The 22447-nt window shown below is 71.4% G+C and carries 22 protein-coding genes; 12 read left to right on the top strand and 10 right to left on the bottom strand.

Features of this window, described 5'->3' with window-relative positions; translation table 11 throughout:
- Positions 1 to 138 precede the first annotated feature (138 nt).
- Positions 139 to 1143, bottom strand: coding sequence for a S8 family serine peptidase (locus ABZ911_RS19845; RefSeq protein ID WP_358057319.1), 1005 nt, complete (start codon positions 1141 to 1143; stop codon positions 139 to 141).
- 113 nt (positions 1144 to 1256) lie between these two features.
- Between ABZ911_RS19845 and ABZ911_RS19840 the strand changes: the two genes are divergently transcribed.
- A complete protein-coding gene (locus ABZ911_RS19840; RefSeq protein ID WP_358057316.1) occupies positions 1257 to 2039 on the top strand; it encodes a hypothetical protein in 783 nt (260 codons plus the stop codon).
- Positions 2040 to 2129: 90 nt separating this feature from the next.
- Here ABZ911_RS19840 and ABZ911_RS19835 read toward each other — a convergent pair whose 3' ends face one another.
- From ABZ911_RS19835 to ABZ911_RS19825, 3 genes are read right to left on the bottom strand one after another with little or no spacing between them, the layout of a single operon-like run.
- Positions 2130 to 3410 (bottom strand): D-arabinono-1,4-lactone oxidase, encoded by a 1281-nt coding sequence (locus ABZ911_RS19835; RefSeq protein ID WP_358057313.1) that lies wholly within the window; start codon positions 3408 to 3410, stop codon positions 2130 to 2132.
- A 46-nt stretch (positions 3411 to 3456) separates the two neighbouring features.
- Entirely contained in the window at positions 3457 to 4176 is a 720-nt protein-coding gene (locus tag ABZ911_RS19830) for a polysaccharide deacetylase family protein (RefSeq protein ID WP_358057310.1), read from the bottom strand.
- A 54-nt stretch (positions 4177 to 4230) separates the two neighbouring features.
- On the bottom strand, positions 4231 to 5433 hold the full coding sequence (locus tag ABZ911_RS19825) for an MFS transporter (RefSeq protein ID WP_358057307.1): 1203 nt from the start codon (positions 5431 to 5433) through the stop codon (positions 4231 to 4233).
- 90 nt (positions 5434 to 5523) lie between these two features.
- Here ABZ911_RS19825 and ABZ911_RS19820 point away from each other — a divergent pair, with 90 nt between their 5' ends.
- The gene (locus ABZ911_RS19820; RefSeq protein WP_358057304.1) at positions 5524 to 6666 is read left to right on the top strand and encodes a lytic murein transglycosylase; all 1143 of its coding nucleotides are present in this window, start codon (positions 5524 to 5526) and stop codon (positions 6664 to 6666) included.
- Here the strand turns inward: ABZ911_RS19820 and ABZ911_RS19815 are convergent.
- Positions 6657 to 7616: a ferrochelatase gene (locus ABZ911_RS19815; protein ID WP_358057301.1), complete on the bottom strand. Its 960-nt coding sequence runs from the start codon at positions 7614 to 7616 to the stop codon at positions 6657 to 6659. The two genes, ABZ911_RS19820 and ABZ911_RS19815, sit on opposite strands and share 10 nt — an antisense overlap.
- A 66-nt stretch (positions 7617 to 7682) precedes the next feature.
- Here ABZ911_RS19815 and ABZ911_RS19810 point away from each other — a divergent pair, with 66 nt between their 5' ends.
- Positions 7683 to 9659, top strand: coding sequence for a prolyl oligopeptidase family serine peptidase (locus ABZ911_RS19810; RefSeq protein WP_358057298.1), 1977 nt, complete (start codon positions 7683 to 7685; stop codon positions 9657 to 9659).
- Positions 9656 to 10459 (top strand): inositol monophosphatase family protein, encoded by an 804-nt coding sequence (locus tag ABZ911_RS19805; protein ID WP_358057295.1) that lies wholly within the window; start codon positions 9656 to 9658, stop codon positions 10457 to 10459. Before ABZ911_RS19810 ends, ABZ911_RS19805 begins: the two co-directional genes overlap by 4 nt.
- A gap of 73 nt (positions 10460 to 10532) precedes the next feature.
- On the opposite strand, the gene ABZ911_RS19800 is transcribed toward ABZ911_RS19805, so the two are convergent.
- Entirely contained in the window at positions 10533 to 10697 is a 165-nt protein-coding gene (locus tag ABZ911_RS19800) for a hypothetical protein (protein WP_358057292.1), read from the bottom strand.
- A gap of 241 nt (positions 10698 to 10938) precedes the next feature.
- Here ABZ911_RS19800 and ABZ911_RS19795 point away from each other — a divergent pair, with 241 nt between their 5' ends.
- The 4 genes from ABZ911_RS19795 to ABZ911_RS19780 all read left to right on the top strand — a co-directional run bounded on the left by ABZ911_RS19795 (position 10939) and on the right by ABZ911_RS19780 (position 14447).
- Positions 10939 to 11592: a response regulator transcription factor gene (locus ABZ911_RS19795; protein ID WP_358057289.1), complete on the top strand. Its 654-nt coding sequence runs from the start codon at positions 10939 to 10941 to the stop codon at positions 11590 to 11592.
- A gap of 83 nt (positions 11593 to 11675) precedes the next feature.
- Positions 11676 to 12953, top strand: coding sequence for a HAMP domain-containing sensor histidine kinase (locus ABZ911_RS19790; protein ID WP_358057286.1), 1278 nt, complete (start codon positions 11676 to 11678; stop codon positions 12951 to 12953).
- A 284-nt stretch (positions 12954 to 13237) separates the two neighbouring features.
- Positions 13238 to 13537, top strand: coding sequence for a DUF4193 domain-containing protein (locus ABZ911_RS19785; RefSeq protein ID WP_358057283.1), 300 nt, complete (start codon positions 13238 to 13240; stop codon positions 13535 to 13537).
- A gap of 49 nt (positions 13538 to 13586) precedes the next feature.
- Entirely contained in the window at positions 13587 to 14447 is an 861-nt protein-coding gene (locus tag ABZ911_RS19780) for a hypothetical protein (protein WP_358057280.1), read from the top strand.
- A gap of 12 nt (positions 14448 to 14459) precedes the next feature.
- Here ABZ911_RS19780 and ABZ911_RS19775 read toward each other — a convergent pair whose 3' ends face one another.
- The 3 genes from ABZ911_RS19775 to ABZ911_RS19765 are packed head-to-tail and all read right to left on the bottom strand — an operon-like array spanning position 14460 to position 16514.
- Positions 14460 to 15056, bottom strand: a complete 597-nt coding sequence (locus ABZ911_RS19775; protein WP_358057277.1) for a TetR/AcrR family transcriptional regulator — start codon at positions 15054 to 15056, stop codon at positions 14460 to 14462.
- Between the two features lie 4 nt (positions 15057 to 15060).
- On the bottom strand, positions 15061 to 16356 hold the full coding sequence (gene paaK, locus ABZ911_RS19770) for a phenylacetate--CoA ligase PaaK (RefSeq protein WP_358057274.1): 1296 nt from the start codon (positions 16354 to 16356) through the stop codon (positions 15061 to 15063).
- Positions 16353 to 16514: a hypothetical protein gene (locus ABZ911_RS19765; protein ID WP_358057271.1), complete on the bottom strand. Its 162-nt coding sequence runs from the start codon at positions 16512 to 16514 to the stop codon at positions 16353 to 16355. Before ABZ911_RS19765 ends, paaK begins: the two co-directional genes overlap by 4 nt.
- A 79-nt stretch (positions 16515 to 16593) precedes the next feature.
- On the opposite strand from ABZ911_RS19765, the gene paaN reads away from it, so the two are divergent.
- From paaN to ABZ911_RS19745, 4 genes are read left to right on the top strand one after another with little or no spacing between them, the layout of a single operon-like run.
- Complete coding sequence (gene paaN, locus ABZ911_RS19760; RefSeq protein ID WP_358057268.1) at positions 16594 to 18240, top strand: phenylacetic acid degradation protein PaaN; 1647 nt, start codon at positions 16594 to 16596, stop codon at positions 18238 to 18240.
- Complete coding sequence (locus ABZ911_RS19755) at positions 18237 to 19193, top strand: MBL fold metallo-hydrolase (RefSeq protein ID WP_358057265.1); 957 nt, start codon at positions 18237 to 18239, stop codon at positions 19191 to 19193. Before paaN ends, ABZ911_RS19755 begins: the two co-directional genes overlap by 4 nt.
- Positions 19190 to 20719, top strand: coding sequence for an FAD-dependent monooxygenase (locus ABZ911_RS19750; RefSeq protein ID WP_358057262.1), 1530 nt, complete (start codon positions 19190 to 19192; stop codon positions 20717 to 20719). The genes ABZ911_RS19755 and ABZ911_RS19750 overlap by 4 nt, the downstream gene beginning before the upstream one ends.
- Before the next feature lie 10 nt (positions 20720 to 20729).
- On the top strand, positions 20730 to 22121 hold the full coding sequence (locus tag ABZ911_RS19745) for a trehalose-6-phosphate synthase (protein WP_358057259.1): 1392 nt from the start codon (positions 20730 to 20732) through the stop codon (positions 22119 to 22121).
- Here the strand turns inward: ABZ911_RS19745 and ABZ911_RS19740 are convergent.
- A complete protein-coding gene (locus tag ABZ911_RS19740; protein ID WP_358057256.1) occupies positions 22096 to 22380 on the bottom strand; it encodes a DUF4235 domain-containing protein in 285 nt (94 codons plus the stop codon). The genes ABZ911_RS19745 and ABZ911_RS19740 overlap by 26 nt on opposite strands.
- Positions 22381 to 22447 lie beyond the last annotated feature (67 nt).

Raw genomic sequence — 22447 nt, 5'->3', positions numbered from 1 at the left:
AATCTTCCCCCGGACCCTTGAGTCTCTCGCGTGTGCCGGTTGCCTGCCAGCACCGTACCCGGCATGTCCGAACATCGCCTTCATGGGATAGCCCCGGGGCGATGTGACGCCGGTCACATTTGTCGATTCCATCCTGATTCAGAGCCTGCCGGTGTGCTGCAGGAGGTTAGAGGTCCTCGACGGATTCTGACGAATCTCGCCACGCGTCGCGGTGGACTTCAGCCAAGACGCGAGAGTTGATGGTCTGGCGCCCACATGGGACTCCAGATAGAGGGCGGCGGCCCCGGACGCGTGGGGGGCGGCCACGGTGAAGACCCCGCGCGCTCCGGCGGGGGAGGTCAGGCAGGCGTCGGTGCCGTCGTTGCCCGCGGCGGCCACCACGAACACGCCCGCGCGGGCCAGGTTCCGGACAGCTCGGTCCAGGGCGGGGGAGTCGTCGCCGCCGATGGACAGGTTCGCGACGGCGGGGCCGCGCGCGTGCCCGCGCACCCAGTCGACGCCGGCGATCACGTCCGACAGGCTGCCCCAGCCCTGGCAGCCCAGTACCCGCACGGAGGCGACCCGCGCGCCCGGCGCCACGCCGTGTGTGCCGCCCGCGGCGATGCCCGCCACCTGGGTTCCGTGGCCGGTGCAGTCGGAGCCGTCGCCGCCGGTCGCGTCGAACGCGCGCCACGCCCGGTCGCCGAACTCGGCGTGCCCGGCCTCGACGCCGCTGTCCACGACGTACACGGTGACGCCCCTGCCGGTGGCGGAGGCGCGGACGCGGCCGTCGAGGGGGAGGACGCGCGCGTCGAGGCGGGCCGGGCCCCAGGCGCGCTGGGGGTGTACCCGCCGGTCGGGTTCGAGGGAGCGGACCCTGGCGTCGGTGCGCAGTTCGGCGGCCTCGCGCGCGGTGAGCCAGGAGGCGAAGCCGGGGAGCGCCGCGGTGTAGTAGCGCCGCACCCGCCAGCGCGCCTCACGCACCAGCAGGCGGGCGTCGGCGCGGCTCTTCGCGGTGACGATGTACGGCCTGACCGGCTCGTCGGGATCGGCGCGCGCGGCGATGCCCGAGGCGGGCGTGAGGGCGAGAGAGGCCACGGTGGTCACGGCAGTGGCCAGGGCCGCGGCGGTGTAGACGGCGGGCAGGCCGAATCGGCGGGACACGAGCCACGAATCTGCCTGTCGCACAGCTCACAGGAACAACAGGACACGCAGTCGCGTCTATTCACGAGGAAGCTCTTTACCGACCGCGTGACAAGAGAGGACTGATCCGGGGGATGAGCGGCGAGCCGCGCAAGTTCGAGCTGAGCGTGCCGCAGATAGCAGGGGGCGCGCTGGCCGCGGTGACCGCCGCGGTCGCCGCGTCGTACCTCGGAGTGGCGGGAACGGTGATCGGCGCCGCGGTGGCGAGCGTCGCCAGCACCGTGGGGAACGCGATCTACACCCACTACCTGAAGCGGACGGGCGAGCAGCTCAAGCAGCACGCCGTGATCGCCTGGCGGGACCGGGCCGACCCGCCGGTCAAGGTGGAGGGCGAGGGCGAGCTGGCCACGGCGGCGCGGGCGACCGTGCGCGAGGAGTCCGCGGACGAGGCGTCCGACACGCTGGTGATGGCGCCGATCGAGCCGTCGCGCAGGCTGCCGTGGGGCAAGGTGGGGCTGGCCACGGCACTGGTGTTCGCGATCAGCATGGGGGGCATCCTGGCGTACGAGGCGCTGGCGGGACGCACGGTCGCGCAGACCTGGCACCCGGAGACGCGCCAGGTGGAGCCGCGGAAGCACGAGCCCGCGCAGAAGGACGAGAAGCCCCGCGACGAGACTCCCGTCGCGCCGACCACCGACGCCCCGGTCACGCCTCCGCCGACGACCCCGACTCCCACCCCCACGCCCACCACGTCCCGGGAGCCGGAGCCGACCCCGACGCCCACGCCGGAGGAGACCACCTCGGTCGATCCCTCGACCGAGCCGTCCACGCCGCCGACGGAGGAGCACGGTGTGGACCCCGAGGTGGCCGACGAGGCTCAGCCTGACACGCCGACGGGCGCCGCTCCCACAGAGTGACGGTCCGCCGTCGCGCCCGAGTGGCGTCGGCGCGGGCGGGCGTCAGCCGGTGACCGCGGGGGAGCCCTGCCTTGGCTTGCCGTACGGGAGTCAGGGGCCCAGGACGGTGGCGAGGTAGTCGTTGGTGAAGACGCGGCCGGGGTCGAGGCGGTTGCGGAGGGACAGGAAGTCCTCCCAGCGGGGGTACACCTTCGACAGGTAGGACGCGTCCCTGGTGTGCAGTTTGCCCCAGTGTGGGCGCCCGTCCAGCCGGGTCATGATCTCCTCCACCCCCTCGAAGTACGCCGGATTGGGGGTGGGCCGGTAGATGTGGCAGGCGATGTAGGCGGAGTCCCGCCCGTAGGCCGTCGACAGCCAGGCGGTGCTCGGCGGCGTCACCCGCACCTCGACCGGGAACGTGATCATCCATCCTGTCCGGTCGATGAGATCCCGCGTCTCCCGCAGCGCCTGCCCCAGCCGCTCGCGCGGCACCGCGTACTCCATCTCCAGGAAGCGGACGTCCCGCACGGAGGTGAAGATCTTGTAGGAGGTGTCCACGGACGCCGACTCGCCCAGCGCCATCGCCGAGACCGCGTTGATCCGCGGCACCATCCCGGGGAACCGCCCGCCGAGCGCGCACGCCGCGCCGAACACGGTGTTCTCCAGGAAGACGTTGTCCAGCCAGTGCTTGAACGCGCTGGGCGGGCTGGCCGGTCCCGGATGCCGGTTGTTCCGTTTGACCAGGCAGGTGTCGGTGTGCGGCAGCCAGAAGAAGTCGAGGTGCTCGCTGGCCGAGGTCATCGCGTCGAGCGAGTCGAGGATCGTGCTCAGCGGCATGGTCCTGCGCTCGTTGTGCAGCAGGAACGCGGGTTCCACGCGGAGCGTCACGGCGGTCAGCACGCCGAGCGCGCCGAGCCCGACCCGGGCCGCGTCGAACAGGTCCTGGCCGGGGACGGCGGTGGCGACGGAGCCGTCGGCGAGCACCAGTTCGAGGGCGGTCACCTGGTCGGCCAGCCCGCCGGTGTCGCGGCCGGTGCCGTGGGTGCCGGTCTGGATCGCCCCGGCGATGGTCTGCGCGGTGATGTCGCCCATGTTGGCCAGGGCCAGGCCGCGCCGGTCGAGTTCCTCGTTGAGCACGTGCAGCGGGGTGCCCGCGAGCACGGTGACCGTGTCCTCGCCGAGGTCGCGGATCCCGGTGAGCCCTTCGGGGCGGAGCATGAGGCCGTCGGTGAGGGCCACCCCGGTGAAGGAGTGACCCGTGCCGACCATGCGGACGCGGCGCCCGTCGCGGGCGGCGTCCTGGACGGCGCGCACGACCTCCTCGACGGAGGAGGGCGTGCGCACCTCGGCGGGGGTGGCTGTCTGGTTGCGCGCCCAGTTGGTGAAGACCATGGCCGCCCCCTTCTACGGAGTTCGTTCAGTTAAACATGAACGATACTCACGTCCAGCCGTCAGGTACAGGGAACACGTCGCCCGGCTGCAGGTTGTGCTGCTTGATCAGGGTGGAGACGGTCACCAGATGGTAGCCGCGGCTCTGCAGCGTCTTGACGATGGACGGCATCGCGTCCACGGTCTGCTTCACCCAGTCGTGCATCAGGATGATGCCGTCCTGCTTGGCGACCTCCAGCGTCTGCTTCTTGATCGCCGCCTCGTTCTTGGTCGCCCAGTCGCGCGACCCCGCCGTCCACAGGACGATCGGCAGGCCGAACTCGGTGGCCGCCTCCGTGGTCGGCACGTCGCTGAGCCCGTACGGCGGGCGCAGCAGCTTCGGCTCGACGCCGGTGACCTGCTTGATGATGTCCTGCGTCTTCTTGATCTCGCTCCGGATGGCCCCCGCCTCGAGATCGGTGAAGTTGGGGTGCTTGTAGCTGTGGTTGCCGAGCTCGTGCCCCTCCTGCGCCATGCGCTTGGCGAAGGCGGGACGGGACTTCACGTACTGGCCCTCCAGGAAGAACGTCGCCTTGGCGTCGTACTTCTTGAGGGTGTCCAGCAGCGCGCCCGCGTACTTTCCGGGTCCGTCGTCGAAGGTCAGGGCGATGCACTTGACCTGGGTGCAGTCCACCTCGGCCGGCGGCTTGGCCGTCGCCGAGGCGGACGCGGGCGCGAGCGTGACCGCTGCGCAGACAAGTGTCAGGAGTGCTGTGAAATGTCGGGACATAACTAAGCTTTCAGTTGTTGAGGTTGTTGCGAGGGATGTCCCGAACGTAGCGGATCAGCTCTTCGCAGGCGAAGGCGCTTCCGGAAGTCTCAGCAAACCCGAACCTCCGACGCCCACGACGGCGGCGAGGACGGCGCAGGCCAGCGACAGCGCGTAGGCGCTGGAGGCCCCGAACGACTCGGTGAGCCGCCCGCCCGCCCACGCGCCCAGCGCCACCCCGAACCCGATGGACGTCGAGATCCACGCCATGCCCTCGGTGAGCAGCGACGGCGGCACCAGCCGCTCGGTGAGCGAGAAACCGGTGATGAGCGTGGGCGAGATCGCCAGCCCGGCCAGGAACAGCATCACCGCCAGCACCCCGACGTCGCTGATGAACGCGATCGGCAGCAGCCCCACCACGAACACGCCGAGCGCCCGGACGAACCTGCTGCGCAGCGAGATCCGCCAGGTCCGCGAGCCGAACCAGAGCCCCGACACCATCGAACCGCCCGCGAAGGCCGCCAGCAGGAACCCGGAGGCGCCCTTGACGCCGTGCTCGTCGGCGAAGGCGACGGTGATCAGGTCGACCGACCCGAACACCGCGCCGAGCGCCAGGTAGACGCAGGACAGCAGGGCTATCCCAGGAATGGTGATCGGCGAACCCCGACCGGCCCGCACACGCTGGACCGGCGGTTCGGTACGGCGCTGCACCGCGAACGCGACACTCCCGCCGAGCATGCACACCAGAGCCACCATGAGCCCGGCATAGGGGTTGACCATCGTGGCCAGCACGGTGACCAGAGCCGGTCCGGTGACGAAGATGACCTCGTCGGCCACCGACTCGAACGCGAACGCGGTGTGCAGCTTGGCAGAGCCGCCGTGCAGGGCGGACCACCGAGCCCGGACCATCGAGCCGAGCGAGAGCGAGGTGGCGCCCACCGCGAAGCCGCTCGCGAACAGGGTCCAGTCGGGCAGGCCGAGGCGCGCGCTGACCATCAGCGAGGCCAGCGACAGGGCGTTGAGGGTGGCCAGGGGGAAGATCACCCGGTGCTGGCCGAACCGGTCGACCAGGCGGCCCGACAGCGGGGCGGCGATCGCGAAGGAGACGTTGGTGGTCGCGGCGACGGCGCCGGCCATGGCGTAGGAGCCGGTGATCGCGGAGATGAGCAGGACGACCCCGATGCCGAGCATGGACATGGGCATCCGCCCGATGAACCCGGCGACGACGAAGCCCTTGACCCCAGGCGTCTTGAACAACCCCCGGTACTGCCCGACCACGCTTCCCCCTACATGTCAGCGACCAACCTTGACGCACCGTCTGCCCGGACAGCAAGTGATTTTTCGTTCCTTTGGGCTAACGTGAGCCTGGTGTCACCGCTTCCCGCGGCCCGCTCGGCCGTCCTGCTGATCGTCGTGGTGGCCGCGTTGACGCTGGTCGGAGGAGGGCTGGCCGTCGTCCTGCACGAGCAGGACCTCACCGCCGCCGCCGCTCAGGACGGCGACCCGCGGCCGGAGACTCCCAGACTCGACACGCTCGTCCCGACGGCCCAGCCGGTTCAGGAGTTCGGGCAGGGCGGGCCCGGCATCACCCCGACGCCGCCCAAGATGCTGGCCATCGCGCCCGCCGTCGTACCCAAGCAGACCCGCTTCGCGCTGGCCGCGCTCAAGCACGTGGAGAAGGTCGCGGTGGTCGACGCCGGCTCGGTGAAGGTCTCCGGGACCGCCATCAACCTGCTGGCCGTGGAGCCGCAGGACTTCCGCTCGTGGACGCCCAAGCCGGTCGCCGACCAGCCCGAACTGTGGAGCGCGCTGGCCAGGGGCGAGCTGGTGGCCGACAGTGCCGCGGTCAAGCGCCTGGGGCTGCGGCTCGGCGCCGCCTACCAGATCGACGGCGGGCCGAGGCTCCGGGTGGCCGCCTCGGCGACCCTCGGCCTGACCGGAGTGGACGGCATCGTGAGCGCCGAGACGGGCCGCTCACTCGGCCTGATGCCGGGCGTGGCCGTCCTGCTGCACGGCAAGGCGGGCACGATCAGCGCCAAGGGCGTCAAGAAGCTGCTGGGCAAGGGCTCGCAGGTGGTCGCACTCGGCGCCGAGAGCCCCAAGGACCCGGCGCCGGCCAAGGCGGTCACCAGGCCGGGCAGCTACCTGGAGCTCTACAAGCTCTCCGCCACCCGCTGCCCCGGCCTGTCCTGGACGGTCCTGGCGGCCATCGGGCACGTGGAGAGCTCCCACGGCCGCAACAACGGCCCCTCCAGCGCGGGCGCGCTCGGCCCGATGCAGTTCATGCCCGCCACCTGGAAGGCCTACGGGGTCGACGGCGACGGCGACGGCAAGCGCGACATCTGGAGCCCGTACGACGCGGTGCCGGGCGCGGCCAACTACCTGTGCGCCAACGGCGCGGGCAAAGGCGGGGAGAAGCTGCGCAAGGCCATCTGGTTCTACAACCACTCGTGGGAGTACGTGAACAAGGTGATGGGGCTGGCCGACGCCTACGCCCGCGGCTACGCCTGACGCGGCGGCGGCGCGCAGCAGGTGGCGGGGCAGGCCATCAGCGCGGGCTCGGCCATCAGCTCGCGCACCATCCTGACGAACCTCGGATGCGTGCCCGCCGTGGCCGCCCTGGACATCGGCAGCCCGAGCTCCTCGGCCACCCCGGCGGCCTCGGTGTCGAGGTCGTAGACGACCTCCATGTGATCGGAGACGAACCCGATCGGCACCAGCACGACCGCCTTGGCGTCGCTCTTGCGCAGATGGTCGCAGACGTCCGGCTCCAGCCACGGCACCTCGGGCGGGCCGCTGCGGCTCTGCCAGACCAGCTCCCACGGCTCACGGCGGCCGAGCTTGGCGTGCACCAGCGCGGCCGTCTGGCGCAGCTGCTGCTCGTAGAGGCCGCCGCGCGGGCCCGCCGTACGGGCCGCGGACAGCGGGATGCTGTGCGCGGTGAAGACCAGCCTGGCCTCCTCGCGCACCTCGGCGGGCAGCCGGTCGAGCGCCTCGCGGGTGTGGTCGGCCATCGCGGCGACGAACCCCGGGTGGTCGTTGAAGTGCCGCAGCTTGACCAACCGCGGCGCGTTCTCGACCGCCTCGGTGGCCCTGGCCAGGTCCTGGAAGTACTGGCGGCAGCTCGAATAGCCGCCGTAGGCGGAGGTGGCGAAGACCGCCGCCCTGCCGATCCCGTCGTCGCGCATCCGCCGCACGGTCTCCTCGACGAACGGGTGCCAGTTGCGGTTGCCCCAGTAGACCGGCACGTCGAGCACCCGCTCCAGCGCGGCGACCAGGTCCCGGCACTGCCCGTTGATCGGGCTGACCCCGCCGAAGCGCTGGTAGTGCGCCTCGACCTCCAGCAGCCGCTCGCGCGGCACACCCCGGCCGCGCACCACGTTCTCCAGGAACGGCAGCACGTCCTCAGGGCCTTCGGGACCGCCGAAGGACAGGACGAGCAGCGCGTCGTAGCTTCCCACGATCACACCCTATGCGGAGGGGACGACAGGTATCTCCACGGGCACGTGGGGGGTAGGTTCGATCAGGTGACCGCATTCAAGGATATTCGTGACTACGTGGCCATCCCACGGCTCGTCGCGCTCAAGCTCTCCCCCGACGGATCGCGCCTGGTCTCCGTGGTCCAGTCGCTCAACCCCGACGGCAAGTCGTACGGCACCGCGCTGTGGGCGATCCCCCTCGACGGCGAGCCGTACCGGCTGACCAGGTCCGCCAAGGGCGAAAGCGGCGCGGACTTCACCGCGACCGGCGACGTGCTGTTCACCTCGCGCCGGCCCGACCCGACCGTGAAGGACTCCGACGACGAGGTGCCCGCGCTGTGGCTGCTGCCGCGCGCCGGCGGCGAAGCCCGCCAGATCGCGGAACGCCCCGGCGGTGTCGGCGGAGCCGTCGGCGAGTCCGGCGTCGTGCTGTTCGGCTCCGACGTCCTCGACGGCGAGGAGTCGACCGAGGAGGAGCGCCGCAAGGCCCGCAAGGACGCCGGGATCAGCGCGATCCTGCACGAGGGCTACCCCGTCCGCTACTGGGACCAGGACCTCGGCCCCGGCCGCCCCAGGCTGTTCGCCGGCACGCTGTCCGGCGAGGGCCTGACGGACGTGCGCGACCTGACCCCCGACGCGGGCGAGGCGCTGCGCGAGAGCGCCTACGCGCTCAGCCCGGACGGCTCGACCGCGGTCACCACCTGGCGGGTCCCGCTGCCCGGCGGGGAGCACCGCGTCGACGTGGTGGCCGTCGACGTCGCCACCGGCGAGCGGCGCACCCTGTTCTCGGCCGAGGGCTTCGACCACGGCGGCCCGATCGCGATCTCGCCCGACGGGCGGCTGGTCGCCTGCACCCGCGAGCGCGTCACCTCCCTCGACGTCTCGGTCAGGGTCGAGCTGTGGATCGGCGAGCTGGCCACCGGCGACGGCCGGGCCTACGCCCCCGAGCTGTTCCCCGCCGACGTGGCCTGGGCGCCCGACTCCTCGGCCGTGCACATCGCCGCCGACCACCAGGGCCGCCGCCCGGTCTTCACCGTGCCGCTCGACGGCGAGCCCGCCCGGCTGACCGCCGACGACGGCTCCTACCTGGCGCTCAGCGCCTCACCCGACGGCCGGTTCGTCTACGCGCTGCGCAGCGCCGTCGACGCCGCCGCCGCCCCGGTCAGGATCGACGCCGCCACCGGCGAGATCGCCGAGCTGCCCTCGCCCGTGCCGAGCCCCGAGGTCCCGGGCACGCTCACCGAGATCAGCGCGGTCGCCGACGACGGCACCACCGTCCGCGGCTGGCTGGTGCTGCCCGAGGGCGCCTCCGCCGACGACCCGGCGCCGTTCCTGCTGTGGATCCACGGCGGGCCCGTCGCGTCCTGGAACGACTGGTCGTGGCGCTGGAACCCGTGGATCATGGCCCAGCACGGCTACGCCGTCCTGCTGCCCGACCCGTGCCTGTCCACCGGCTACGGGCAGGAGATGATCGACCGCGGCTGGGGCGACTGGGGCCCGCGCACGCTGGCCGACCTCGACGCGATCGTGGACGTGGCGCTCGCCAGGCCGGAGATCGACGCCGAGCGGATCGGCGCGATGGGCGGCTCCTACGGCGGCTACATGGCCAACTGGGTCGCCGGGCACAGCGACCGCTACCGGGCCATCGTCACGCACGCCTCGCTGTGGAACCTCGACCAGTTCGCGGGCACCACCGACGCCTCCATGTACTGGCAGCGCGAGTTCGGCGAGCCCGGCTCCGAGCGCTACGCCAAGCTGTCCCCGCACCACGCGCTCGGCGAGATCCGCACGCCCATGCTGGTCATCCACGGCGACAAGGACTACCGGGTGCCGATTGGCGAGGGCCTGCGCCTGTGGTGGGACCTGCAGCGCTCCGACGTCGAGTCCAAGTTCCTCTACTTCCCCGACGAGAACCACTGGGTGCTCAAGCCCGGCAACGCCGTCGTCTGGTACGAGACGGTGCTGGCCTTCCTCGCCCAGCACGTGCTCGGGCAGGAGTGGAAGCGCCCGGAGTCGCTCTCGTGACGGACTTCGCCGCACTGGCCGAGGACATCGCCCGCGAGGCGGGCGACATGCTGCTGGCCAAGCGCCCGTCCAACCCGGAGGTGCTGGAGACCAAGTCCAGCCCCACGGACGTGGTCACCGCGCTCGACCGGGCCGCCGAGGAGCTGATCCGCGCCAGGATCGGGCAGGCCCGCCCCGGCGACCGGATCCTCGGCGAGGAGGGCGGCGAGGCCCCCGGCACCTCCTCCGTCCGCTGGATCGTCGACCCGATCGACGGCACCGTCAACTTCCTGTACGGCCTGCCGGAGTGGGCGGTCAGCATCGCCGTCGAGGTGGACGGCCAGGTCGTCGCCGGAGCCGTCAACGTGGTGCCGCGCGGCGAGCTGTTCACCGCCTCGCTCGGGCGCGGCGCCGTACTCAAGAAGGACGGCCTGGCCGTGGAGCGGCTGCGCTGCAACGACGGGGTGCCGCTCGACCGGGCGCTGGTCGCGACCGGGTTCGGCTACTCGGCGGCGCGGCGGGCCGTCCAGGCCGAGGTGGTGGCCGCCGTCCTGCCCAGGGTGCGCGACATCAGGCGCGGCGGGTCGTGCGCGATCGACCTCTGCTCGGTCGCCGCCGGGCGGGTCGACGCCTACTACGAGCGCGGCGTCAACCACTGGGACTTCGCCGCGGCCGGCCTGGTGGCCACCGAGGCGGGGGCCAGGATCGGCGGGCTGCACGGCGCCCCGCCCGGAACCGAGTTCGCGCTCTGCGCGGCGCCCGGCCTGTTCGAGGAACTGCACGACCTGCTCGCGCCCCTCGACCCGGCCCGCGACGCCTGAACGCGCGCTCCATCGCCCCCCGGACAACAGGACGGCCGGAACCCCACAGGTTCCGGCCGTCCTTCTCTCCTGGTCAGCGAGGCAAAGGGATGCCGTGGTCGACGGCGAGGCGGCGCAGGTCCTCGATCTCGGCGTTCAGCGTGTCGGCGAGGTAGTCGTCGCCGGTGGACCGGGCCTGGTCGAGACCCTTGTATGCCTGGTCGAGGCGGCGCTCGATCGTGTGCGTGAACTCGCCCATCTCACCTTCTCTCTCAGGGGTTCGTCGTTCGTTGGGACAGAAGGGCTTGCTCTGCCCACCCGGTGCGCACATGACTTTCCCGGCACGCGGCAGTGGGTGTTTGCGGGGTCTACCCACATAGTCGCCTTGGCGAAACATCGAATCGTCTGTGCCGTGTGTCACGGACCTGTGGCACATGCCTTACCGTGCGCTTATTGAAGATGTGGTCAGAATGGGACCCGGATCCGGGAGGGGGCAGGGCGTGCGCGTGCTTGTGGTGGAGGACGAGAAGGTACTCGCCGACGCGATCGCGACCGGGCTCAGGCGCGAGGCGATGGCCGTCGACGTGGCCTACGACGGTGGCGGCGCGCTGGAGCGCACCTCGTACATCGACTACGACGTGATCGTGCTCGACCGCGACCTGCCCGTGGTGCACGGGGACGAGGTCTGCAGGCGTCTGGTGCAGGAGCGCAGCGCCTCGCGCATCCTCATGCTGACCGCGGCGGGCGACGTCGACGACAAGGTCGAGGGGCTCGGTCTCGGCGCCGACGACTACCTGGCCAAGCCGTTCGTCTTCATCGAGCTGGTGGCCAGGGTGCGCGCGCTCGGGCGGCGGTCGGCGCCCGCGCTGCCGCCGGTCCTGGAGCGCGGCGGGATCCGCCTTGACCCGGGCAAGCGGCTGGTCGAGCGCGAGGGCCGGGAAGTGGTGCTGACCAAGAAGGAGTTCGCGGTCCTGGAGGAGCTGATGCGCGCCGAGGGCGCCGTCGTCAGCCAGGAGGACCTGCTGGACAAGGCGTGGGACGAGAACATCGACCCGTTCACCAACGTGGTACGCGTCACGATGATGACGCTGCGCAAGAAGCTGGGCGATCCGCAGGTGATCGAGACGGTGCCCGGAGTGGGATACAAGTTGTGACAGAACGGCCAGCGTTCGAGCCGCCGGACCAGCCGGCGATTCCGACACACCCGATGATCAGCCCGCATTCCGAGCGGAGTGCGATGCGCACCGAGCAGATGGAGGTCGGCGGCTCCGAGGGCCGGCCGTCCGCCCCGCCGCCGACCGGGCCGCCCGCGTGGGACGGGCCGCCGCCGGTGCTGCCGCCGCCGGCCGAGGACACGCTGGCCGCCCGGATCAGGGCTGTGCGCGACCGGATGAGCATCAGGTGGCGGTTGACGCTGACCTACGGCGCGGTGTTCTTCGCCGCGGGAGCGCTGCTGCTGGTGGTGATGTACATCAGCATCAGCGCGGCGCTGTACCAGGGCTTCGACTTCAGCCTGAGCCTGCCCCGGGGCGTGCCGGCGGACCTGGCCGCCTACCTGGACAGCCAGACCGAGGCGGTCCGCAACTCCGCCGCCGACAGGGTGCTGAACAGGCTCTTCCAGCAGTCGGTGATGGCCATGGCCGGCGTGGTCATCCTGGCGCTGATCCTCGGCTACTTCGTGGCCGACCGGGCGCTGCGCCCCGTGGCCCAGATGACCGCCGCCGCGCGCAAGCTCTCCGAGAGCAACCTCGCCCACCAGCGCATCGACCTCAAGGGCCCGCACGACGAGCTCAAGGAGCTGGCCGACACCTTCGACGCCATGCTGACCCGCCTCAACGTGGCCTTCGACACCCAGCGCAGGTTCGTCGCCAACGCCTCGCACGAGCTGCGCACCCCGCTCACCATCAACAGGACGGTCCTGGAGATCGCCCTGGGCGACCCGGAGGCGTCCGCCGACCTCAAGGCGCTCGGCCGTACCCTGCTGGAGGTCAACGCGCGCAACGAGAAGCTCATCGAGGGTCTGCTGCTGCTCGCCCGCAGTGAGCGGGAGCTGCGCGTGCGCAAGCCGGTGGACGTCAGGGAGGTCGCCCAGACGGCCGTCGAGCAGGTGGCGCCCTTCGCCGAGGAGAACGGTGTCACCATCTCCACCGAGCTCGGCGAGGCCCCCACGACAGGCGATCCGGTGCTGCTCGAACGGTCGGTCGGCAACCTGCTGGAGAACGCGGTCAAGTACAACATTCCGGAAAATGGGAAAGTCTGGCTCCGGACGGGAATGGTGGAAGGCGCTCTGGTTGTTCAGGTGGCCAACACGGGGCAGCACGTCCCCGCGTACGAGGTGAACAACCTGTTCGAGCCGTTCCGGAGGCTGCACGCGGACCGCGTGGATTCGGCCAAGGGATCGGGTCTAGGGCTGTCCATCGTCAGAGCGGTGGTGCAGGCACACGGCGGAAACGTCGCGGCCGTACCTCGTGACGGCGGCGGGCTGGTCGTCACCATCCGGCTACCCGGACGCTGATCCGGCGTGTTGATCCGGCGGGGGCGTCTCGTTCACGCCGCACATGTGGTTGGATGTGCCGTCGAACGCGGTGGTGCATCCCGCCAATGCTGTGGTTTTCGCCATATTTGGCTAACCAAGGCTGTTGGCGGCATGCCCCTCACGTGTAGGGAGGTTCATTGGCCGTTCCCGTGGGGTACCGATGTCAAATCTCCCGAACGGAACGGGCACAAGATGGGCCTCTCGGACGTTAGACACGCGCGACGAGCGCGAACCATATAGATGAGGGGGATGGAGTAACCACAATGGCTACGGACTACGACAGCCCGCGCAAGACAGACGACGACCTGAATGAGGACAGCCTTCAGGAACTCCAGGCGCGGCGCACGGACAAGTCCTCGGGAAGCATCGACATCGACGAGACCGATCTCGCCGAGTCGCTCGAGCTGCCCGGTGCGGACCTGTCGAACGAGGAGCTCTCCCTTCGGGTGATTCCTCGTCAGGCCGATGAGTTCACCTGCTCGCGGTGTTTCCTTGTGCATCACCGCAGCCAGCTCGCCACCGAGAGGAACGGCCAGCAGGTCTGCCGGGAGTGCGCAGCCTGAGGGCAGGGCGCAGCGAACACGAACACGGAGGCTCCGCATCGTGTCATCCATGAAAGAGGAGGGGGACGACTCGGTGACCGCAGAGTCGTCCGCTCCCTCCCACGAGGAGCGGACTGACGAGATCGCCGCGAAAGGCCCCGAGGACGAGGTCGGCGAGCTCGTCGGCAGGCTGACAGGCCCCGATGAGCTCGACCGCGGCGAGCGGCGCAGGCTGGTCGGCCGTCTCGCCGGCGCCCTGGCCACCGGGGCGAGGGCGGCCGGACAGAGCGGCATCGGCCGCGGCCGCTGGCTGGCCGACGTCTTCCTGAAGATCGCGCCCAGGATCCCGATCAGGGACCTGGCCACCCTCTCCGAACACCACCACGGACTGACCGGCGAGGAGCTCGCCGACGACCTCGTCCGCACCGCGCAGAAGGCGACCATGACGGTCGGCGCGCTCGGCGGCGCCCTCGCGGCGGCCGAGTTCGCCGCGCCTCCCCTGCTGCTGTCGGCCCCCGCCCAGCTGGTCGCCGAGACCATCGTGGTGGCGGCCGTCGAGGTCAAGCTACTAGCTGAACTGCACGAGGTCTACGGGGTGCATGTGGAGGGCACCGGCACCCAGCGGGCCGTCGCCTTCACCGCCGCCTGGTCCAAGCAGCGCGGCATCGACCCGCTCGCGCCCGCCTCGGTCACCATGGCGCTCGGCGCGGCGACCAAGGCCGCCCTGCGCAACAGGCTCATGCGCACGCTCGGGCGGCACCTGACGACCCTCGGCCCGTTCCTCACCGGCGCGGTCGCGGGCGGCGCGCTCAACCGGGCGGCCACCAAGAAGCTGGGCGAGGCCATCCGCCGCGATCTGCGCATCAAGCAGCCCCACGAGGTCCGGCCCACCGTCGAAGGCGCCCCCGGCCGTCCCGAACTCGGTAGCTGACCGGCTCACGGGTCAGCGGACGCGCAGGCCCTCGAAGGTGATCTTGAGGATGGTGTCCGCGAGGTCGCCCGCCGAGCCGCCGCGCGCCGGCTGGTACCAGTCGGCGATCGAGTTGACCGTGCCGAACAGCAGCCTGGTCACCAGCGCGGGCTCGATGTCGGGCCTGATCCGCCCCTCGGCCGCCGCCTCCTTCACCAGCGCGCTGACGAACCGGTCGAACTCCCGCCGCCGTTCCAGCGCCCGCAGCTCGGTCACGCTGTTGCCGCGCACCCGCAACAGCAGCGTGACGTACGGCAGGCGGTCGACGAGGATCGCCACGCTCTGCCGGACCACCCACTGGAGCCGGTCGAACGCCGGGCCAGAGGCGGCGCGCTCGTCGGCCATCAGCTCCGACAGCCCGTCCAGCGCCCGGTCCAGGGCCCGCCCGAGCAACTGCTCCTTGCCCGGCACGTGATAGTAGATGGCGGACTTGGTGGTGCCGAGGGCGCGGGCCAGGTCCTCCATGCTGGTGCCGTCGTAGCCGCGCTCGATGAACACCCCCACGGCCGTGTGCAGTACGGACTCCGGATCGTGTCCGCGTCGGCGCCGGCTTGTCGTGCTGGTGGTCATAGCGTCAATTATCCCGATGATCCAGGACTCGATTGAGCTTGCCGGCCGACCGCTCCAGCGTCTCGGGGTCCACGACCTGCACCTCGACGCCGACCCCGACGGTGTCCCTGACCGCCTTGGCCAGCGCCGCGCCCGCCTCGCCGCGGGCGGTGCAGCCGGGGCGCGCCTCGACCCGCACGGTCAGCACGTCGAGCCTGGCCGGCCGGGTCAGGTGGAGCTGGAAGTGCGGCGCCAGGCCGGGCGTGCGCAGCACGGCCTCCTCGATCTGGGTGGGGAACAGGTTCACGCCGCGCAGGATGATCATGTCGTCGCTGCGGCCGGTGACCTTCTCCATGCGGCGGAAGGCGGGCCTCGCCGTCCCGGGCAGCAGGCGGGTCAGGTCGCGGGTGCGGTAGCGGATCACCGGCATCGCGGTCCTGGTCAGCGTGGTGAGCACCAGCTCACCTGCGGCCGCGGGAGCCCCGGTGAGCGGGTCGACGGTCTCGGGGTAGAAGTGGTCCTCCCAGACGTGCAGGCCGTCCTTGGTCTCCACGCACTCGTTCGCCACGCCGGGCCCCATGACCTCCGACAGGCCGTAGACGTCCACGGCGTGCAGGTCGAAGCGCTCCTCGATCTCCGCGCGCATCTCCTCGGTCCACGGCTCGGCCCCGAAGACACCCGTCTTCAGCGACGTCCGGCGCGGGTCGAGCCCGCGCGCCTCGAACTCGTCGAGCAGCGCCAGCATGTACGACGGGGTCACCATGATGACGTCCGGCCTGAAGTCCTGGATGAGCTGGACCTGGCGCGCGGTCATGCCGCCCGAGACGGGCACGACCGTGCAGCCGAGCCGCTCGGCGCCGTAGTGGGCGCCCAGGCCGCCGGTGAACAGGCCGTAGCCGTAGGCCACGTGCACCATCTGCCCCGGCCGCCCGCCCGCGGCCCGGATCGACCTGGCCATCAGGCCCGCCCAGAGATCCAGATCCTCCAGGGTGTGGCCGACCACGGTCGGCTTGCCCGTGGTGCCGCTGGAGGCGTGCAGCCGCGCCACCCGCTCGCGCGGGACCGCGAACAGTCCGAACGGGTAGTTGTCCCGCAGGTCGTCCTTGGTGGTGAACGGGAAGGCGGCCAGGTCGCCCGGCTCCCGGCAGTCGTCGGGGTGCACGCCGTGGGCGTCGAACCGGCGCCGGTAGAAAGGGACGTTGTCGTAGACGTGGTGAAGGGTCCGGCGCAGCCGGTCGAGTTGGAGCGCGATCAGCTCGTCGCGGGAGATCCGCTCGACCGGGTCCAGCTCCCCGGGGTCAGGGGCTTCGCCGAGCCTCATCCATCCTCCCTCAGCCTGCGGCTGCGCCCGCGGAACTCGGCCACCACCCGGCCGCAGACGGCGTGACCTGGGCCGACCTCCAGCAGCTCGATCCCGAGCCCGGCCGAGGCCGCATCGGCGGCCAGCATGGCCTCCACACTGCGGCGCGCGGTGTCCACGAGGACCTCTCTTGATTACTGACCGAATGTTCGGTAAACCAATCACCGTCGGGCAGATCCTGTCAAGAGAGGGACGAACATGTTCGAACAGCATCGGGACACCCTGGCCCAGGCCCTCTCGGCGATCACCGGCCGCGGCTACTGGAGCGCCTACCCCGAGTCGCCGAGCCCCAGGGTGTACGGCGAGGGCGCCGCCGAACGCGGCAAGGAGGCGTTCGAGGGCCATCTCGGCAAGCCGTACCCGCTCGACCAGCCGGGCACCGGGGCCAGGGTCGGCGCCGAGCGCTCGCCGTACGGGCTGGATCTGGGGGTCAGCTACCCCGAGGCGTCGCCCGAGGGGCTCGTCGCCGCCGCGAAGGCGGCGATGCCCGCCTGGCGCGACGCGGGACCCGAGGCGCGCGCGCTGGTCTGCCTGGAGATCCTGCACCGCGTCAACCAGCGCAGCTTCGAGCTGGCCAACGCCGTCCAGCACACCACCGGCCAGGCGTTCGTGATGGCCTTCCAGGCGGGCGGCCCGCACGCCCAGGACCGCGCCCTGGAGGCGGTCGCCTACGGCTTCGCCACGATGACCGCCGGCAACGCCCACGCCCGCTGGGAGAAGCCGGGCAAGGGCGACCCGCTGGTCATGGAGAAGAAGTTCGTCGTCGTGCCGCGCGGCGTCGCCCTGGTCATCGGCTGCAACACCTTCCCGACCTGGAACGCCTACCCGGGCCTGTTCGCCAGCCTGGTCACCGGCAACCCGGTCATCGTCAAACCGCACCCCGGCGCGATCCTGCCGCTGGCCATCACCGTGAGCATCGCCCGCGAGGTGCTCGCCGAGGCGGGTTTCGACCCGGACCTGGTGACGCTGGCCGCCGAGGAGGGCACCGGCCTGGCCACCACCCTGGCCACCCACCCCGACGTGCGCATCGTCGACTTCACCGGCTCCACGGAGTACGGCGACTGGCTGGAGCGCAACGCCCCCCAGGCGCTGGTGCACACCGAGAAGGCGGGCGTCAACACCATCGTCGTCGACTCCACCGACGCCTACCGGGGCATGCTGGGCAACATCGCCTTCTCGCTGTCGCTGTACAGCGGCCAGATGTGCACCGCCCCGCAGAACATCCTGCTCCCGGCGGACGGCATCGACACCGACCAGGGGCACAAGAGCGTCGAGGAGGTGGCCGCCGACCTGGCCGGAGCGGTCGGCAGGCTGCTCGGCGACGACGCGCGGGCGGTCGAGCTGACCGGCGCGATCGTCAACTCCGCCGTGCTCGGCCGGGTGGAGGCCGCCGCCTCGCTCGGCGAGGTGGTGCTGGAGTCGCGGGCGATCAAGCACCCGGCCTTCCCGGACGCGACGGTCAGGACGCCGATGATCGTGAAGGTGGACGCCGCCCGCGAGGACGTCTACGGGCACGAGCACTTCGGGCCGATCTCGTTCCTCGTCCCCACCGCCTCCACCGACGACAGCCTGGAGGTGCTGCGCCGGACCATCTCGCGCAGGGGCGCGCTCACCGCGTCCGTCTACTCCACCTCCGAGCAGGTGCTGGCCAAGGCCGAACGGGCGGCGCTGGAGGCGGGCGTGAACCTGTCCTGCAACCTCACCGGCGGCGTGTTCGTCAACCAGTCGGCCGCCTTCAGCGACTACCACGGCACCGGCGCCAACCCGGCGGCCACCGCCTCGCTCACCGACCCCGGCTACGTCGCCGGGCGCTTCCACATCGTCCAGTCCCGGCGGCACGCGTGAGGCCGTTCGCCTCCTCGGCCGACCTGGGGGAGAAGGAGCAGACCCTGGAGGTGCTGGCGGAGGGCGTCTACGCGCTCACCGCCGAGGGCGACCCCAACGTCGGCGCGATCGAGGGCGAGGACTTCCTGGTCTGCTTCGAGGCGCTGGCCACGCCCGTGGCCGCCCGCGCCTGGCTGGCCCGGCTGCGCGAGCACACCGCCAAGCCGGTGCGCTACCTGGTGCTGTCGCACTACCACGCGGTCCGGGTGCTGGGCGCCTCCGCCTTCGGCGCGCCGGTGATCGTCGCGCACGAGAAGACCCGCGAGCTGATCGCCGAACGCGGCGAACAGGACTGGGCCAGCGAGTACGGCAGAATGCCCCGCCTGTTCCGGGAACCCGCCTCCATCCCCGGCCTGACCTGGCCCACCACCACCTTCTCCGACCGCCTCACCATCGACCTCGGCGGCGGCAGGGGCGACCTGGTCCTGCAGTACTGCGGGCGCGGCCACACCGAGGGCGACCTGGTCGCCTGGCTGCCCGAGCGGCGGGTGCTGTTCGCCGGGGACCTGGTGGAGTCGCAGGCCGCCCTGTACACCGGCGACGCCTTCCACACCGAGTGGGCGACGACCACCCTCGACCGGGTCGCGGAATTCGGCGCCGAGACGCTCGTCGGCGGCCGGGGAGCGGTGGCCAGGGGCGGCGCGCAGGTCGCCGCGGCGATCGCGCAGACCCGCGAGTTCCTGAACGTCATGCTGCGCGAGGTCGGCGCCGTGCACGGCCGCGGCGGAACGCTCAAGGAGGCCTTCGGCAACGCCCACGCCGCGCTCGCGCCGAGGTTCGGCGGCTGGCCCATCTTCGAGCACTGCCTGCCCTTCGACGTCTCGCGCCTGTGGGACGAGCTCGACGGCGTCGAGCGCCCGGTCATCTGGACCGCCGAACGCGACCGGGACGTGTGGGCGCGGCTGCAGTCATGAGCGTGATCGTCGTCGGCGCGGGGCCGGTCGGGCAGACCGCGGCGCTGCTGCTGGCCCGCTGGGGCGTCGAGGTGCTGCTGCTCGACCGCCGCCCGCGCCGCGACGCCGAGGGCTCCCGCTCCATCTGCCAGCAGCGCGACGTCCTGGACATCTGGGCGGCCGCGGGCGCGCCCGGGATCGCCGAGGAGGGCCTGACCTGGACGACCGCGCGCACCTACTTCCGCGGCTCGGAGCTGTTCTCCTGGAGCTTCGAGGCGCAGGGCCCGCTGCCGCCGTTCGTCAACATCTCCCAGTCGCGCACCGAGGAACTGCTGGACGCCGCCATCGCGGCCACTCCGCTGATCGAGGTCCGCTGGGACCACGAGGTCACGGACCTGACCCAGGACGCCTCGGGTGTCACGGTCCACTGCGGCGACCGGCTGCTGCGCGCCCCCTACGTCCTGGCCTGCGCGGGCGGCCACGCCGACGCGGTACGGCGGGCGCTGGGCGTCTCCTTCGACGGCGAGACCTTCGACGAGCGGTTCCTCATCTGCGACATCAGGGCCGACCTGCCCGGCTGGGAGCACGAGCGGCGCTTCTACTTCGACCCGGAGTGGAACCCGGGCCGCCAGGTCCTCATCCACCCGTGCCCCGACTCGACGTACCGCATCGACTGGCAGGTGCCGCCGGGGTTCGAGGCGACGCCGGAGGATGCCGACGCCCGGATCCGGCAGATCATCGGCGACCGGCCCTACGAGCTGCTCTGGCGCTCGGTCTACCGCTTCCACTCCAGGGTCGCCTCCCGGATGCGGGCGGGCCGGGTGCTGCTGGCGGGCGACTGCGCGCACCTGGTGGCCCCGTTCGGGGCGCGCGGCCTCAACTCGGGTGTGCCGGACGCGGAGAACGCCGCCTGGAAGCTCGCCTTCGTGCTCAACGGCTGGGCGGGCGGGGAACTGCTGGAGAGCTACCACGCCGAGCGGCACGCCGCCGCGCTGGAGAACCTGGAGATCACCGCGGCCACCATGCGCTTCCTGGTGCCGCGCTCGGAGCCGGAGCGGCGGCACCGGCTCGACGTGCTGGAGCGGGGCGCGGTCGCGGAGGTGGACTCCGGGCGGTTCGCCGAGCCGTACTGGTACGTGGACTCGCCGCTGACCACGGCGGAGCCGTCGCGGCCGTTCGCCGGGCGGCCGGCCAAAGGGGCGCTCTGCCCGCCGGCGCCGGGGGTGATCCTGCCCGATGTGCCGGTACCGGGCGGGCGGTTGCGGCAGATGTGCCGGGACGGCTTCCTCGTGCTCCTGGGGGAAATGTGCGATTCCGGTTTGTTTAAGCAGTTTTGGGGTAGGGAGAAGTCGGCGCCGCTCGCCGTACGCGAGCTCGCGGAGATCGACGCGTCCGGGCGCCTGGCCGAAGCACTGGGGGTCGGGCCGGGCGAAGCCTGGGTGATCAGGCCCGACGCGCACATCGCCGCGATCGTCCCCCGGGCGGGGGCCGAGTCGGTGGCGGCTGCCGTAAGCCGCGCCTGCGGCTTTCCTGAGGTGGGATCCTAGGAGGACACGCGTGACTGGCCGCAGTTCGTTTCTGATCGTCGCCAACCGCTTGCCGGTGGACAGGACGGTGGAACCCGACGGAACGGCCTCATGGCGCAGAAGTCCCGGTGGACTCGTCACCGCGATAGCTCCCGTGATGCAGCGCCGCGACGGCGCCTGGCTGGGCTGGTCGGGCGCGCCCGACGAGGACTTCAAGCCCTTCGACCAGGACGGCATGAACCTCATCCCGATTCCGCTGTCGTCCCAGGAGGTCGAGCTCTACTACGAGGGCTTCTCCAACGCCACCCTGTGGCCGCTCTACCACGACGTGGTCGCCCCGCCGGTCTTCGAGCGCCGGATGTGGGAGTGCTACCGCGAGGTCAACGAGCGCTTCGCGCAGGCCGCCGCCGACGCCGCCGAACAGGGCGCGGTCGTCTGGGTGCAGGACTACCAGCTCCAGCTCGTGCCCGCGATGCTCCGGGAGCTCCGCCCCGACCTGCGCATCGGCTTCTTCCTGCACATCCCGTTCCCGCCGGACGAGCTGTTCTGGCGGCTGCCCTGGCGCAAGGAGCTGGTCGAAGGACTGCTCGGCGCCGACCTGGTCGGCTTCCAGCGCCCTGGCGGCGCCGCGAACTTCATGCGGCTGTGCCGCAGGCTGCTCGGCCTGTCCTACAAGGGCAGCGAGGTCTACAGCGAGGACCGCGTGATCAAGGCGCAGGCCTTCCCCATCTCGGTCGACTTCGGCGAGCTCGACAGCCTCGTGCGCGAGCCCGCCATCGTGGCACGTGCCAAGGAGATACGCGCCGAGCTCGGCGACCCCGAGCATGTGCTGCTCGGCGTCGACCGGCTCGACTACACCAAGGGCATCGGCCAGCGCCTGGAGGCCTTCGGCGAACTCCTCGACGAGGGCCGCCTGTCCCCGGGAGAGGCCGTCTTCGTGCAGATCGCCACGCCCAGCCGGGAACGCGTGGACGAGTACCGCAGGCTGCGCGACGACATCGAACTGCAGGTGGGCCGGATCAACGGCGAGCACTCCACGCTCGGCCTGCAGCCCATCCAGTACTTCCACCAGTCCTACGGCCGCAGGGAACTGGCCGCGCTCTACCTGGCGGCCGACGTGATGGTGGTGACGCCGCTGCGCGACGGGATGAACCTGGTGGCCAAGGAGTACGTCTCCTGCCACCACGACCTGCGCGGCTCACTGGTGCTCAGCGAGTTCGCCGGCGCCGCCGACGAACTGCGCGCGTCGTGGCTGGTCAACCCCTACGACGTGGAGGGGCTCAAGCGGACCATGCTGACCGCGATGCGGGCCACGCCGCACGATATCGCCCGGCGCATGCGCACGATGCGGCGCCGGGTCTCCACCTACGACGTGGACCGCTGGGCCAGCGAGTTCCTCACGGCTTTGGAGTCACCTGCTTGACGGCCCGCCACGCGTCGTAACGCTTCTTGGCGGTGCGGTTAACCACGATCTGGGCGACCTGCATGCCCACGCCCATCACCACGGCGTAGCCGATGGCCTCGCCGAGGCTCACCTCGGGCGCCTCGGCGTCCACCGGCGGCTCCTTGCCGGTGGCCTTCACCCAGACGAACCCGAGGACCTTCTTGGCCGCCCAGGCCGTGGCCAGGCCCACCAGGCCACCGATCACGCGCCAGGCGATGTCAGGCTTGTCGTCGGCCATGACTGTTACCCCTTCCCCTGTGTGTAACGAACCCTAGTCTCTCGCCGTGCCGAGCCCGGCGAAGCCG

Origin of the sequence: Nonomuraea sp. NPDC046570 (assembly GCF_040645915.1) — a bacterium.
Taxonomy (GTDB): domain Bacteria; phylum Actinomycetota; class Actinomycetes; order Streptosporangiales; family Streptosporangiaceae; genus Nonomuraea.
The sequence above is the reverse complement of the archived record's forward strand: the minus strand, read 5'-3'. Positions and strand labels throughout refer to the sequence as shown.